General features: G+C 30.6%; 10 protein-coding genes. 7 read left to right on the top strand and 3 right to left on the bottom strand.

Features of this window, described 5'->3' with window-relative positions; translation table 11 throughout:
- Positions 1-15 precede the first annotated feature (15 nt).
- The 3 genes from BN2746_RS00255 to BN2746_RS00245 all read right to left on the bottom strand — a co-directional run bounded on the left by BN2746_RS00255 (position 16) and on the right by BN2746_RS00245 (position 2,472).
- Positions 16-573, bottom strand: coding sequence for an ImmA/IrrE family metallo-endopeptidase (locus BN2746_RS00255; protein ID WP_055077865.1), 558 nt, complete (start codon positions 571-573; stop codon positions 16-18).
- Between the two features lie 29 nt (positions 574-602).
- Complete coding sequence (locus BN2746_RS00250) at positions 603-1,016, bottom strand: helix-turn-helix domain-containing protein (RefSeq protein ID WP_055077864.1); 414 nt, start codon at positions 1,014-1,016, stop codon at positions 603-605.
- A gap of 463 nt (positions 1,017-1,479) precedes the next feature.
- Positions 1,480-2,472 (bottom strand): helix-turn-helix domain-containing protein, encoded by a 993-nt coding sequence (locus BN2746_RS00245; protein ID WP_055077863.1) that lies wholly within the window; start codon positions 2,470-2,472, stop codon positions 1,480-1,482.
- A 158-nt stretch (positions 2,473-2,630) separates the two neighbouring features.
- On the opposite strand from BN2746_RS00245, the gene BN2746_RS00240 reads away from it, so the two are divergent.
- From BN2746_RS00240 to BN2746_RS00210, 7 genes are all read left to right on the top strand, one after another.
- Positions 2,631-4,385 (top strand): ABC transporter ATP-binding protein, encoded by a 1,755-nt coding sequence (locus BN2746_RS00240; RefSeq protein WP_055077862.1) that lies wholly within the window; start codon positions 2,631-2,633, stop codon positions 4,383-4,385.
- Positions 4,369-6,090, top strand: coding sequence for an ABC transporter ATP-binding protein (locus BN2746_RS00235; protein WP_055077861.1), 1,722 nt, complete (start codon positions 4,369-4,371; stop codon positions 6,088-6,090). Before BN2746_RS00240 ends, BN2746_RS00235 begins: the two co-directional genes overlap by 17 nt.
- 10 nt (positions 6,091-6,100) lie before the next feature.
- Positions 6,101-6,682, top strand: a complete 582-nt coding sequence (locus BN2746_RS00230) for an MptD family putative ECF transporter S component (RefSeq protein ID WP_055077860.1) — start codon at positions 6,101-6,103, stop codon at positions 6,680-6,682.
- The gene (locus BN2746_RS00225) at positions 6,682-7,368 is read left to right on the top strand and encodes an energy-coupling factor transporter transmembrane component T family protein (protein ID WP_055077859.1); all 687 of its coding nucleotides are present in this window, start codon (positions 6,682-6,684) and stop codon (positions 7,366-7,368) included. The genes BN2746_RS00230 and BN2746_RS00225 overlap by 1 nt, the downstream gene beginning before the upstream one ends.
- Complete coding sequence (locus BN2746_RS00220) at positions 7,362-8,726, top strand: ABC transporter ATP-binding protein (protein ID WP_055077858.1); 1,365 nt, start codon at positions 7,362-7,364, stop codon at positions 8,724-8,726. Before BN2746_RS00225 ends, BN2746_RS00220 begins: the two co-directional genes overlap by 7 nt.
- 238 nt (positions 8,727-8,964) lie before the next feature.
- Positions 8,965-9,417 carry an IS200/IS605 family transposase gene (gene tnpA / locus BN2746_RS00215; RefSeq protein WP_055077857.1) on the top strand — a complete coding sequence of 151 codons (453 nt, stop codon included), beginning with the start codon at positions 8,965-8,967 and terminating at the stop codon, positions 9,415-9,417.
- 334 nt (positions 9,418-9,751) lie between these two features.
- Positions 9,752-14,284 carry a cell wall-binding repeat-containing protein gene (locus tag BN2746_RS00210; RefSeq protein ID WP_055077856.1) on the top strand — a complete coding sequence of 1,511 codons (4,533 nt, stop codon included), beginning with the start codon at positions 9,752-9,754 and terminating at the stop codon, positions 14,282-14,284.
- The last annotated feature ends 152 nt before the right edge of the window (positions 14,285-14,436 follow it).

The raw sequence follows: 14,436 nt of genomic DNA, 5'->3' as shown, positions 1-14,436 counted from the left end.
CTCCTTCTACTACTTTTAAAAAAGCTCTTCGTTTTTCTTATCGGTTCCGTCAATTTTAGTAAAGAACTGATTATTATTAGGCAAATCTAACCGATTAATTGGATAGCCCATTCTATACATTTCATTTAATTTAAAGATCATTAGATTGATGTTTACATTGAAAATTTTTGATAGAGCTTCGTAATCTTCGCCAAGTAAAATATGTTCCATAAGCTCCTCTTCGTCAATTAAGAGATGTGCAGCAAAAATATTTGCCTCAAGCTCAGTGGAGTTAGTTATATTGAAAAGTTCATATTCAAAAATTTCCTTATGTTTAGCAAAATTGCCATGATAGACATTGTGTCCAAGCTCATGGGCAAAGACCATATTTAAAATCCTTTCATCAACATATGGATTGTAAAACACAAATTCATTCCTAAGAATGACCTTGTACATTCCCAATAACTTCGTTTTTTCCTTGAAGGGAATAAGGGTTACATTTCTTTCTTGCAAAATAATTTGAGGGTCCCTGGTGCCATGCAAGCTTATTAAATTTTGTACATCATCATATATTGTTGATATTTGATTACTCATGAAACCCTCCTTTCAACAATACTTCAATTTTATTCTTCTTCAATTCTAAACTTCTTCGGCGTGTACTTCTTATTTTCAATCTTTGCCATATAAAAAGCTTCCTGCATAGCATTTAATATGGTTGCCTTGTCTTCCTCTGGTAGTTCTCCACCAGCCATTAGTCCAATTACTCCATTGACTATGTCCTCAGCATCCTTTGCACCCTTATAACCAAATTCCTTTTTAACATTAAGTAAAAAATTGGTCTCTTGAGAAAGAAAATAGTCGCTATCAACATCTAAAGCTTTGGCTAATTTCTCATAATATTTTTCAGAACGGGGAACAGTTTCACCCAGTTCATACCTGGATATGGATTTTATAGAGATTCCAGATTTTTTAGAAAGTTCTTCCTGAGTTAAGTTCTTTTTTATTCTTAAGTCCTTTAATTTTGTGGCAAAGTTCATACTCATCCTCCTTTATTCACTAAGTCCTAATTTACAATTAAAATTGATTCAAGTCACTAAATGACCTATTAATATAAAAAACAAGACTCTTAATGACTATATTATACTTTTAAAGTCCTATTAAGTCAATTAAAGTTTAAAAATATGTATGGTTATGGATGAAGATGGATGGGAATAAAAAAGTTAAGTTGAATTATGGTAGTAATTTTATTGATTAAAAATAAATATTTCTAGAATTAAACCAGGAAGTATTTGAGAGAGTTTTAAAATAAAATAATAGAAAGAAATGGAGGTTGAAAGATATGATTTAATATTGATAAATTTAGCTATTTTTAGCATCAGACTAAGAGGACAATGACTTAAAGGTCTTATTTATTGTTCCTAATAGGGTAGAGTTACACACCAATATATATATTTAGACGCACATAAGATATGGGTGTGTAACTGGTAAACTAAATTTTTATTAATCACAGTACTCGCATTTTAAATTATGATGATTGCAAGTTAAATCACGTACCTCGCTAGGAAGCTTTCCCTTGTATCTTTTATAATAAATAGAAAATTTGCTATGGGATGTGTATCCAACAGATTCAGCTATTTCCTTTATAGGTAGTTCGGTATTTAAGAGAAGAGTCTCAGCCACATTCATTCTTTTTCTCTGGGTGTATTCTGTAATGCTTTGACAATATTTTTCCTTAAATAAATTTTTTAATTTAGTTCCACTCATTTTAGATATTTTTTCAAGGGTTTCTTGATTTACATTCATGGCGAAATGATCATCCAAGAATCTTGCCACATCTTCAAGTGCTTTATTATCATCAGATTCAATTTTATATTTTTTCCTATTTAAGTAGGTGTCGATTACAATACTTACCCATTCATTTGCTTTGGCTTTAAAGAAAAAATCAGCGGCTGGAGAGTCCATCTTACAATTTAATATTTCCATTGCCACTTTTTCTAAGGATTTTGTAAGAATTATTTGATTTGGTTGAAGTAAAGCCCCATAAAATGACTCTGGATTAATGTTAATAGATGATAAATGTTTTTCTATTAGCTCTTTTTTAAAACCAATGGAAACAGCAAGATAACAACAATTCTCGTGTAATAAAAAAACAAAATCGTCTTTTATATTGTCAAAGTCAAAAGTACATAATGAGTTTGCAGTAAGTGTTTGATATGGATTAAACTTTTCTCCATTTGCACTGACAATGTAACTTGAATAAATTGAAACATAATCCGCCATACTATAGGTACTATTTTGAACTACTTCTTCTTTGATATAAAAATCATGGACATCAATAATAAATCCATCTCCTTCATAAAACCAATAAAGCCCTTCTGCATAAGTTGAATCATCTTTACTCCAACAAAATGTATACCCTGCACTTGAATATTTCCTATTGTTTTTACATTCATCTACTTCCATATATTCTCTTACAAAATCATAATAAGTCATAATACACTATCCCTTTTAGACAATATTCCAATTAGCCTTATATTTAGCAAGTTATTGCATTACTGATTATACCAAATGTATACTGTAAATGGAATGATAATTGATATCATTATACTAAAACCAATCTAAAAGGAATATCAAAGAAAGGAGATAAGATTATGAAGATTTACAAAAAACTATTTGCTTATGTACAGGATAAAAAACATCTTGGGGTTTTAGCTATGGTTTTTTCTGCCATATCTGCTGTACTTACGGTATATGGATATTATTTAATCTACAAATTTCTAGATAAGTTAATAATTAATTCAAATTTATCCGGCGCAGAGAGCTTAGCATTAAAATCAGTTATTACACTAACCAGTGGAGCAATATTTTATATTGTTTCAGCAACGTTTTCACACATCTTGGGATTTAGGCTTGAAACAAATTTAAGAAAAAGAGGGATTGATGGCTTAGAGAAAGCAAGTTTTAGGTTCTTTGACCTAAACCCATCTGGTCAAATAAGAAAGATTATAGATGACAATGCCGCACAAACTCATCAAGTAGTAGCCCATATGATACCTGATAGCTCTCAGGCAATAGTTACACCCGTGCTTGTACTTGCACTTGGCTTTATAGTAAGCATAAGGGTTGGCATCACCTTGCTTGCTCTTACAATAATTGGCGGCTTAATTTTAGGGGCAATGATGGGCGAGCAAAAATTTATGCAGATATACCAAGAAGCTCTATCTAAACTAAGCGCTGAAACTGTTGAATACGTTAGAGGGATGCAGGTAGTAAAGATATTTAGAGCAAATGTAGAGTCATTTAAAAGCTTTTATAAGGCGATAAAAGATTACTCAAAGTATGCTTATGATTATTCACTATCTTGTAAAAAACCTTATGTTTTGTATCAATGGTTATTTTTTGGTTTAATTGCAATTTTAATTATTCCTATAGTTTATTTTATGACTAGTTTAGGCAGCACCAAGATGATATTACTTGAGCTTATAATGATTTTATTTTTATCAGGAGTTCTCTTTGTTTCATTTATGAGAATGATGTGGTACTCTATGTACATTTCTCAAGGCAATTATGCAGTAGATACTTTAGAGGCACTATACGAGGATATGCAAAAAGATAAATTAGTGCATGGTAATGTCAATAATTTTAAAAACTATAATATAGAATTTGAGAATGTAAGCTTTGCTTATAATGATAAAGCTGTCATTGAAAATCTATCCTTTAAATTAGAAGAGGGAAAGTCTTATGCACTAGTCGGTTCATCTGGATCAGGCAAATCAACGGTAGCAAAACTTATATCAGGTTTTTACAATGTTAACGAAGGAAGCATAAAGATAGGCGGCATAGCAATAAGTGAATATTCTGACGAAGCCTTAATTAAAGCCATTTCCTTTGTTTTTCAAGATTCAAAATTATTCAAGAAAAGCATTTATGACAATGTAGCTTTAGCTAATAAAGAAGCGGCAAGAGATGACGTTATGAAAGCCTTAAAACTAGCAGGATGCGATTTGATACTAGATAAATTCCCAGAAAGAGAAAACACAATTATAGGTTCAAAAGGAGTTTATTTATCTGGTGGAGAAAAACAAAGAATTGCAATTGCTAGAGCGATTTTAAAGGATTCCAAAATTATTATTATGGATGAGGCATCGGCATCAATTGACCCAGATAACGAGTATGAACTACAAAAAGCTTTCAAAAATCTTATGAAGGATAAAACAGTTATCATGATAGCACACAGGCTATCTACAATTAAAGATCTTGATGAAATTATTGTGATGGATAGTGGAAAAATTATAGAAAGAGGCTCTGACAAAGAATTAATGTCAAGAGATACAAGCTATAAGAGGCTGCAAGAGATGTTTAACAGTGCGAATGAATGGAGGGTTTCAAATGAAGGAGTTTTATAAAAAAAGATTTGCTCTTACAGATAAGGGAGCAAGAAATCTAACTAAAGCAACACTGTCCTCATTTTTCGTTTATTGTATAAACATGCTTCCTGCCATATTACTTATGATTTTTGCTCAGGAAGTTTTGGAAAATATGGGCAAAAGCAAGGGATTTTATATAGTATTCTCAGTTTTGACCTTGATAGCAATGTATATTTTGCTTTCTATCGAATACGATAAATTATATAGCACAACCTATCAAGAAAGTGCGGACTTAAGAATAAGGACAGCAGAGAATTTATCAAAACTACCTCTGTCATACTTTTCTAAGCATGATATTTCCGACCTATCACAAACAATCATGGCTGATATTGAAGGTATAGAGCATGCAATGAGCCACGCAATACCAAAAGTGGGCGGCATGGTATTATTCTTCCCACTAATATCTATCATGATGCTAATTAGCAATGTCAAGATGGGTTTAGCTGTAATTATTCCAACTATATTAAGTTTTATATTTATCCCCTTGTCTAAAAAACATTCAGTTAAGGGAGAGAAAGAATATTATAACGTCTTGAGAGCAAACTCAGAAAGCTTTCAAGAAAATATAGAAATGCAAATGGAGATTAAAGCCTATGGCTTATCAGAGAAAATGAAAGAAAAGCTATATGAAAAAATGGATAAAAGTGAAAAAGTGCACTTAAAGACAGAAATAGGACTTATTTTAACTATGTCATTGTCATCAATATTTAGCTTTATTTCCCTTGCTGTCGTAATATTTGTTGGCGTAAATCTAATTATTAATAAAGAGATAAGTGCTCTCTACCTTGTAGGATATTTACTAGCGGCTATAAAGATAAAAGACTCTCTAGATGCATCTAAAGAGGGCTTGATGGAAATATTTTATTTATCGCCCAAAATAGAAAGATTAAAAGAAATTCAAAATCAAAATCTTCAAGAAGGCGAAGACTATGAATTAAAAAAATTCGATATTGATCTAAAAGATGTTGAGTTTGACTACAATAAAGACGCAAAAGTTTTAAATGGTGTAAGCTTTAAAGCTAAGCAGGGAGAGGTTACTGCTTTGGTAGGTGCAAGTGGCTGCGGTAAAACAACTATCTTGAAACTTATATCGAGACTTTATGATTATGAAGATGGACAAATCTTAATTGATGGTAAAGACATAAAAGAAATATCAACAGAATCTCTTTTTGATAAGGTGTCTATTGTTTTCCAAGATGTGGTTCTCTTTAATCAAAGCGTTATGGAAAATATTAGAATCGGAAAGCAAGATGCAAGTGACGAAGAAGTTAAAAGAGCAGCAAAACTTGCAAACTGCACAGATTTTATAGAAAAAATGGATAAGGGTTTCGATACAGTTATTGGTGAGAACGGAGCTGAGCTATCAGGAGGAGAAAGACAAAGGTTATCAATAGCCAGAGCCTTCTTAAAAGATGCACCAATCTTGATCTTAGATGAGATAGCAGCCAGCCTTGATGTTGACAATGAGAAAAAAATTCAAGAGTCTTTAAATAATTTAATTAAAGATAAAACTGTTGTAATCATTTCACACAGAATGAAATCCATAGAAAATGCTGACAAGATAGTAGTTCTTGAAAACGGAAGAGTAGAAAGTGAAGGCAAACATGAAGAGCTTTTACAAAAATCAAAAGTTTACAAGAATTTAATAAAAAAGACAAAAATGGCAGAAGAATTTATTTATTAGGAGGTATAAAATGGATAATAAAAAATTAAATGTGAAAGATTTAGTAACTATCGGTGTTTTTGGCGTAATTTATTTCGTTTTGATGTTTGGTATTGGCATGATGGGAATGATTCCAATATTGTTTTTAATATATCCGGCAGTTCTGGGCATAATTGCAGGAACTGTAGTTATGTTATTTATGACTAAAGTTCAAAAGCCATGGGCATTATTTATTTTCGGAATGATATCACCACTTGTGATGTTTGCAGCTGGTCATACCTACGTAGTTTTAGTTCTATCGCTTATAGTAATGATAATAGCAGAGTTAATTAGAAAGATTGGAAACTATAATTCATTTAAATACAATATGATATCTTATACCATTTTTAGCACATGGATTTGTAGTTCTATGATGCAAATGCTTTTGGCAAAAGAAGTATATATAGAGTATTGTAGGATGATGGGGGATGACTATGTAGTAGCCTTGGAAAAACTAATAACATATCCTCATATGGTTTTAGTAGCTTTAGGAGCAATTGTAGGGGGATTTATTGGAGCATATATAGGCAAGGCTTTATTGAAAAAACACTTTAGTAAAGCGGGCATTGTATAATGCCTGCTTATTCAAAGACCTATTTTAATCCCAATCCTATCAGTAAAATTTTAGTTGTATTCTTTACTGGATTAACTGTTATGCATAGCATAAACATTCGTTTTGAGCTAGCGATTGTTTGTCTTATTGGTATTTTGCTTTATTTGAATGGATACAAAAAAACACTTTTAAAATGGATAGTTTTATGTGGGATACTTTATTCGCTACCAAATTTTATGGTTCTATCCACATTAAACCCTTTACTTAAGATGTTTTTAAGTATACCTATTGTGATTAGGATGTTTATTTTGCCATTTATGGCTGCTAGTCTTATGATAAAAACTTCTGACGTAGGCACAATAATTTCGTCAATGGATAAGCTTAAGATCTCAAAGAATGTATCCATACCTATTGCGGTTATGTTTAGATTTTTCCCATCATTTAAAGAAGAGAAGAAGAACATAAAAATGGCTATGAGAGTAAGAGGGATAAATTTTAAAAATCCAATTAGATATCTTGAATATGTTTCAGTTCCACTACTAATTATATCTTCGAACATTGCAGATGACATTGCAAAATCGGCAGAAACAAAGGCAATAGAAAGTCCAGTTGCTAAGACCAGATATATCCCTGTAAAGATACAGCTAATTGATTTTGTTTATATATTAGCGGTTGCTGGACTTATTGTAGGAGGCTTAATATGGTAAAAATAAAAAATTTAAGTCTTGATTATGGTGAAGAGCATATATTAGATGATATATCACTATCCATAGCCGAGGGAGAGTGCGTGCTATTTACAGGAAAAAGTGGAAGTGGTAAGTCATCTTTAATAAATTCAATCAATGGCTTAGCTGTAAGGTATGATAACGCAAAGACAAAGGGCGAAATAATTATTGATGGTAAAAATATAAAAGATTTGGAGCTTTATCAAATCTCAATGCTTGTCTCAACTGTTTTTCAAAACCCTAAGACATATTTCTTTAATGTTAATACGACATTAGAATTATTGTTCTATTTAGAAAATATTGGTCTTGCAAGAGAAGAGATGGACAGGCGTTTGAAGGATATGCTTGAGATATTCCCGATAAAAAATCTTTTGAACAGAAATATATTTAATCTATCCGGCGGTGAGAAACAAATACTTTGCATTGCCGCTTCTTATATAGCAGGCACAAAGATCATAGTTATGGATGAACCTTCATCAAATTTGGATATTAAAAGCATAGATGTTTTGACGAAGATGCTTAAAATTCTAAAAGAGAGAGGAATAAACATAATTGCAGCTGAGCATAGAATTTATTATTTGATGGACGTAGTTGATCGTGTCTTTATAATTGACAAAGGTAAGATTAAAAAAATTTATACAATAAATGAATTTTTAAAGTTTGATAAAAATGAATTGAAAGCTTTAAGTTTAAGAGATAAAGAATTAAGTAAATTAGAAGTTCCTTATTTAAAAGAAGGCGGAGAGTATCAGATAAAAAATCTTAGGTACAAATTTACTGATGATGAGTGTTTAAGCTTAAAAGACATTTCGTTTAAACTTGGTAAAATATATGGCATAATAGGATTCAATGGACAAGGAAAATCAACGCTTTTAAGATGTTTAATAGGTCTTGAGAAAAAATCAAAAGAAGAAATTTATTTTAAGGGAGAGAAGCTATCTAAAAAAGAAAGACTAAAAAACTCTTCACTTGTTATGCAAGACGTAAACCATCAATTATTTACAGATGAAGTATTCAACGAGCTTAGCTTAGGAGTAAAGAATTTTGACGAGAAAAAGGCAAAAATCATATTAAAAGATTTAGGTATAGATGAATTTACCAAAAGACATCCGATGAGTTTATCGGGAGGGCAAAAGCAAAGACTTGCAATAGCATCTGTTATGTGTAAAGATTCTCAGTTTCTCTATTTCGACGAGCCTACAAGTGGTATGGATTATTCAAATATGATAAAAATATCGGAATTAATCAAAAAATATAGAAATAAAGATAAAATGATTTTTGTAGTCTCCCATGATATAGAATTTTTGAACGAAGTTGCAAATGAGATTTATGAATTGTAAAAAGTTTATAATTGAACCAAATCCACAACTAAGAAAGACATTCTACTTATTTTAAATTTCTTTGTATTTTTGAATTTTAAAACCCACCTCACTGGTGGGTTTTTATTGTATAAGAAAACCCCCAGTTAGACTGGGGGTTCAGTATAGCTTTAGCAATGATAACCAAACAAAAATACCTCAGTGATATAATAAAATTGCGGTCTGCCAACTGCAAAATAAAAAATCAAGGAGGTATTGAATGACATCGTTAAATGACACTCATAGTTTATCACATACTAAATGGAATTGTAAATATCATGTAGTATTTGCACCAAAATATAGAAGAAAAGAATTTTATGAATCAAAAAGACTAGAAATAGGAGCAATATTAAGAGAATTATGTAGTTGGAAAGAAGTAAATATCATAGAAGCAGAAGTTTGTCCCGATCATATTCATATGTTATTGGAGATACCACCAAAAATATCAGTATCAAGCTTCATGGGTTTTTTGAAAGGGAAAAGTAGCATAATGATATATGAAAGGTGGGGAAACTTAAAATACAAATACAGGGGAAGACAATTTTGGTGTAGAGGATATTATGTAGATACAGCAGGAAAGAATGCAAAGAAAATAGAAGAATATATAAGAAATCAACTTAAGACAGACCAATTAAGCGAGCAGTTAACATTTGATGTAGTTGACCCTTTTTAAGGGTAGCAAGTAAAGTCTGCAAGTGGCAGACGACCAACGCCTTTGAGGCGGGGCTTGTATTGCAGGCTTTTTGGGACGCATGTGAAACCCTGGCTATGCTGTGGGATTATTATTAAATTAATGACCTTAGGGAATTAAGTTTTCTAACGAATAAAATAATAACTTGATATGTAGTTAGCAAATTGTGGAATTATCTGCATTAAATTGGAATTCGAATGTATTTGGTGATAAAATAAAAGAGTAATAAAATAGCTCTATCATAAATATATAATAATTAAAAAAACATACCGTATGAGGAGCTGTTAAATTTAATTTTAAAGGAGGAACATATAGAATGAAAAAAAGATTACTGTCTATCCTATTAAGTTTAGCAATGATTTTACCTAGCTTAATAGGAGTATCTGTCTCTAAAGCTGCTGAAGATCCTGTTGATGACAAAGTTGTCTTTGGAGATGACAATGTAAGAATGCAAGTTGTAAGTGAATTAAAACGTAAAAACAATCTATTTGATAAGAGTAAAGTCTTACCAAAAGAAACTAAATCAAATTATAATCCAACTAAGGCTGATATGCTAAATCTGAAGAAGCTTTCGTTAAGAGGTATTACTGATGGATTAAATAATTCTGTTGAAATATTAAACTTATCAGGCATTGAAAGTGCAACAAATTTAGAAGATTTACAGGTATCAGGAGTTAATAGCAAAGACTTAAGTGCTATAAGTAGGTTAACAAATTTAAATAAAATTTATTTAAGTGGACTCAATTTAGAAAGTCTTAATATAATAAATAACTTAAAAAACTTAGAAGAAGTTTCTTCTTATAATAATGGGTTAGTTAGCTTACAAGGAGTAGAAAGTCTTCAAAATTTAAAAAGGCTGAATGTATCTGATAAAAACTTAGAAGATATTAGTTCAGTTAAGGGATTAAATAATATAGAAGTGATGTACTTAGATAATAATAAAATCAAGAATATAAGCTCTTTGAAAGATTTAGTAAGCTTAAAAAAATTATATATTAGGGAAAATAATATTGAAAACATTGAACCCTTATCAAAACTTATTAATTTAACAACAGTTCATTTAAATAATAACAAAATTAAAGATATTGGACCTCTTTCAAAACTTACTAACTTAGAAGATTTAAGTTTAGATAATAATGAGATACAAAATATAGATTCTCTATCAGGGCTCACACAGCTTACTGATTTAACTTTAAGAGAAAACTCTATTGAGGATATAAGTGCTTTAACAAATCTTAAAAAGTTAACTTTTCTATCTATTCACAAAAATTCTGTTAAAGATATAAGTGCTTTAAAGAACCTTTTAAATTTAGAATACTTAGATGTTTCATTCAATAAAATTGAAAATTTAAGTGCATTAAGCTCACTAAATAAACTTGAAGGTATAGATTTTTCAAATAACCTTGTTAAAGATATAAGACCTATCAAATCCTTAACAAATTTAAATGATTTAAAAGGAAAAGATAATAATATAGAAGATGTTAGTTCTTTACAAGATTGTCTAATAGAACAAATGGAACTTTCAGATAATAATATTATTGATTTTTCTTCTTTAAAAGCACAAATAGATAGTGAAACACCTAGACTTTTTGTTGCAGTTAATCAAAAAATCAATAAAGCGATAGTTGCAAATGAAGTTAAGGAAAATAATGAAACTATTGAATATAAAATAGCAAATCCTATGTTTTCTGTTGGAGGAGAAAGAATAGGAATAGATTCTTCTAAAAGGTTAAGCTTTAACGAAGAAGTTTTTGAGATAAACGACTTAAACAGTTTGTTTGGAACATTTAGAGAAATAAAAGATTTTGTAAATATCTATAATGAAACTGCTGAAAAATTAGATAAGAGTAATATTAAGGTAACTTCTAACAATGAAGACTTAATAATAACAATTCCTAAGGATAAGATAAAAAACAAAATAGAGATATCTATACCATTTGCTTCGGAATCCATATCTAAAGAAGATCCTATGGAATTACTTGTAGGATGTCCTGTTGGAGGAATTTTAAATTTATCGCTGATTACTTCAGAAGAAGAAAACCCAGGACATGATAGTGGTTGTGGAGATGGAACTTGTGTTTTTAGTGATATTATAGTAAAAACAAAGAAAACTCCAATAAGAGCTCAAATAAATAACGAAGAATTAAAAACTGAAAAGTCACTTAATTTCTCTTTGTTTGATTCAACAAATCAAGAATTCGTAAAAGAATTCAAATCAATAAATGAAAATGGAGTACAATATTTACCAGAATTGGAATTAATAGAGGGAAATAAATACATTCTTTCATTAAAAGATGATGTTTATCATATGAAAAATCTTTACATCAAGCAATATGAAGATAATTCAATAATTAAAGATTTTAAAAATGGGGAAATAAATTATTTAACAGTTTTCGAAAAAGAAGGAAAGAATATCTCTTATAGACACCCAATAAGAATTCCAGCCAAATACAATGGAGAAACTATACCTAATTTAAAATTTAAACTTGTAAGTGATTTTGAAACTTTAGAACTAACAAGTAATCAACAAGGCTTTGTTGAGACAGATTTAATAGAGGATGTTACCTATATGGTGATAGTTGAATCCGATAAGTATGCGATAGAATCATTTCCTTTAGTAGTAAAGGATAAGCAACCTGCTGATGGATTTTATTGGGAAACTAAAATAGGGAAATTCCCTTTTGATCATACAAATTGCAATCAAGTAGTAGAATTTAAATTAGTTGATAAAGGGCAAGAACATAAGAATGATACAACAATAGTTTGTAGTACAGGAAGAACAAAGGTTACAGGATTAAACTTTAAAAACCTTGAACTTAATACAAATATATTTGATACAAAAAAAATAGATGAATTAGCAAATAAAGATGTTCAAACATTACAATTAAAAGTAATAAATCCTTTCAGATGCGAAATATCTAAATTAGCTTTAGGTAATTTCAAAATAAATAGAGATATGCTTACAGAAAAAGAAGTTGAGCATGTTTATAGAGTTAAACCGAATAACGAAATAGAAGAATTAAAATTTACCCAATCAAAAAATATAGTATCTTTTGATTTAGATTCTATAATTGTTGAAAAGATAGCTATTGTATTTAAAGATGATAATATTCCCGAAATAAAGAAAGAAGATATCGAAAAAGAAGTAGTTAAAAAGGGAGAAGATTTAGACCTAACAGACAACATTAAAAATCTACCAGAAGGTTCAAAAGTAAAAGATATAACAGAACCAAAGATAGATACAAATGTAGCTGGAGAATACAAAGGAAAAGTAGAAGTAACCTTCCCTAATGGAACTAAGAGAATAGTAGAAGTTCCGGTAGTAGTTGAAAAGATAGTAATTCCAGGAACTCCAATAGAAGAAATTCCAGAAATAAAAGCTTCCGACATCGAAAAAGAAGTAATTAAAAAGGGAGAAGAGCTAGACCTAACAGATAACATTAAAAATCTACCAAAAGGTTCAAAAGTAAAAGACATAACACAACCAAATATAGATACAAATGTAGCTGGAGAATACAAAGGAAAAGTAGAAGTAACCTTCCCTAATGGAACTAAGAGAATAGTAGAAGTTCCGGTAGTAGTTGAAAAGATAGTAATTCCAGGAACTCCAATAGAAGAAATTCCAGAAATAAAAGCTTCCGACATCGAAAAAGAAGTAGTTAAAAAGGGAGAAGAGATAGACCTAACAGACAACATTAAAAATCTACCAGAAGGTTCAAAAGTAAAAGACATAACAGAACCAAATATAGATACAAATGTAGCTGGAGAATATACAGGAAAAGTTGAAGTAACCTTCCCTAATGGAAGTAAGAGAATAGTAGAAGTTCCAGTAGTAGTTGAAAAAGTTGAAGAAACAGACCCAACAGAACCAACAAAACCAACAGAACCAAGCGAACCAACACCAACAGAACCAGAACAAAAAGATAACGAAATCAAAAACACCGATACCTTCAAAGAAGTATTTGAAAAAATAAACTCAACAAGGATATCAGGAAAGAATCGTCAAATAACAGCAGTAGAAGTAAGCAAGAGACTATACAAACAAGCAGACACTATAGTATTAACATCAAGTAGCGAAATGATAGACTCACTTACCTCATCACCATTTGGAATAGCAATAAACGCACCAACACTATTTGTAGAAAAAGACACAATACTTCAAGAAGTACTTGGAGAAATAAAGAGACTACAACCAAAGAAGATAATAATCGCAGGAGGAGACTCAGTAATTTCAGAAAAAGTACAAAAACAAATAGAACAAATGGGAGTAGAAGTAGAAAGAACAGCAGGAAAAGACAGATTCCAAACAGCAGTAAAACTTGGAGAAGAAATAAGAAGAAACTCTACTAACAAGACAGACATCATCCTTGCAAACGGCTACAACTTCATAGACGCATTAACAGCAGGAAGCTTAGCAGCAAAGATGAACATACCAATACTATTAACAGGAGACAGTTCATTAAATAGCATTACAGAAAAAGCCATCAAAGAATGGGGAATAAAAAATGTTATCGTAGTAGGAGGAAACCAACAAGTATCAGAAGGAGTAATCTCAAAACTACAAAAAGATGGACTATCAGTAGAAAGAATAGCAGGAAGAACAAGAGTAGAAACAGCACTAAAATTAGCAGAGAGAGTTAACACTAACCCAGAAAAAGTAATCTTTGCAAACGGAAGAACCTACGCAGATGCACTAATAGCATCATACCTATCAAAGAAAGAAAACGCACCAATAATCTTGATAGAAAAAGAAACCGTACCAGTATCTGTAAAAGAATACCTAAGAGAAAAGAAGATAAAAGACTCTATAATCTTAGGTGGGGACAGTAGTATTGCTAATGTGAATTAAATTAGTGTAAGAAGGGCAATGTGAGAAATCGCATTGCCTTTTTCGTTATGTAAATAATTTTGTGTATCAACCTAAATCATGATAAAAGGGTAAGGGTTGATACATTTTTTCATATACTGTGTAAAATTTTGTGTATAAAAACCTCATGATTA

The organism is Lagierella massiliensis, assembly GCF_001407835.1.
In the GTDB taxonomy this organism is placed as follows: Bacteria; Bacillota; Clostridia; order Tissierellales; family Peptoniphilaceae; genus Mediannikoviicoccus; species Mediannikoviicoccus massiliensis.
Note: the sequence above shows the minus strand (reverse complement) of the source record. Positions and strands in the feature narration are given on the sequence as shown.

Bases quoted from the DNA above. Each gene is read 5' to 3' on its own strand.
- BN2746_RS00230 (WP_055077860.1), top strand. From the start codon at position 6,101: ATGGATAATAAAAAATTAAATGTGAAAGATTTAGTAACTATCGGTGTT.
- BN2746_RS00220 (WP_055077858.1), top strand. From the start codon at position 7,362: ATGGTAAAAATAAAAAATTTAAGTCTTGATTATGGTGAAGAGCATATA.
- BN2746_RS00210 (WP_055077856.1), top strand. From the start codon at position 9,752: ATGAAAAAAAGATTACTGTCTATCCTATTAAGTTTAGCAATGATTTTA.
- BN2746_RS00255 (WP_055077865.1), bottom strand. From the start codon at position 573: ATGAGTAATCAAATATCAACAATATATGATGATGTACAAAATTTAATA.
- BN2746_RS00240 (WP_055077862.1), top strand. From the start codon at position 2,631: ATGAAGATTTACAAAAAACTATTTGCTTATGTACAGGATAAAAAACAT.
- BN2746_RS00235 (WP_055077861.1), top strand. From the start codon at position 4,369: ATGAAGGAGTTTTATAAAAAAAGATTTGCTCTTACAGATAAGGGAGCA.
- tnpA (WP_055077857.1), top strand. From the start codon at position 8,965: ATGACATCGTTAAATGACACTCATAGTTTATCACATACTAAATGGAAT.
- BN2746_RS00225 (WP_055077859.1), top strand. From the start codon at position 6,682: ATGCCTGCTTATTCAAAGACCTATTTTAATCCCAATCCTATCAGTAAA.
- BN2746_RS00245 (WP_055077863.1), bottom strand. From the start codon at position 2,472: ATGACTTATTATGATTTTGTAAGAGAATATATGGAAGTAGATGAATGT.
- BN2746_RS00250 (WP_055077864.1), bottom strand. From the start codon at position 1,016: ATGAACTTTGCCACAAAATTAAAGGACTTAAGAATAAAAAAGAACTTA.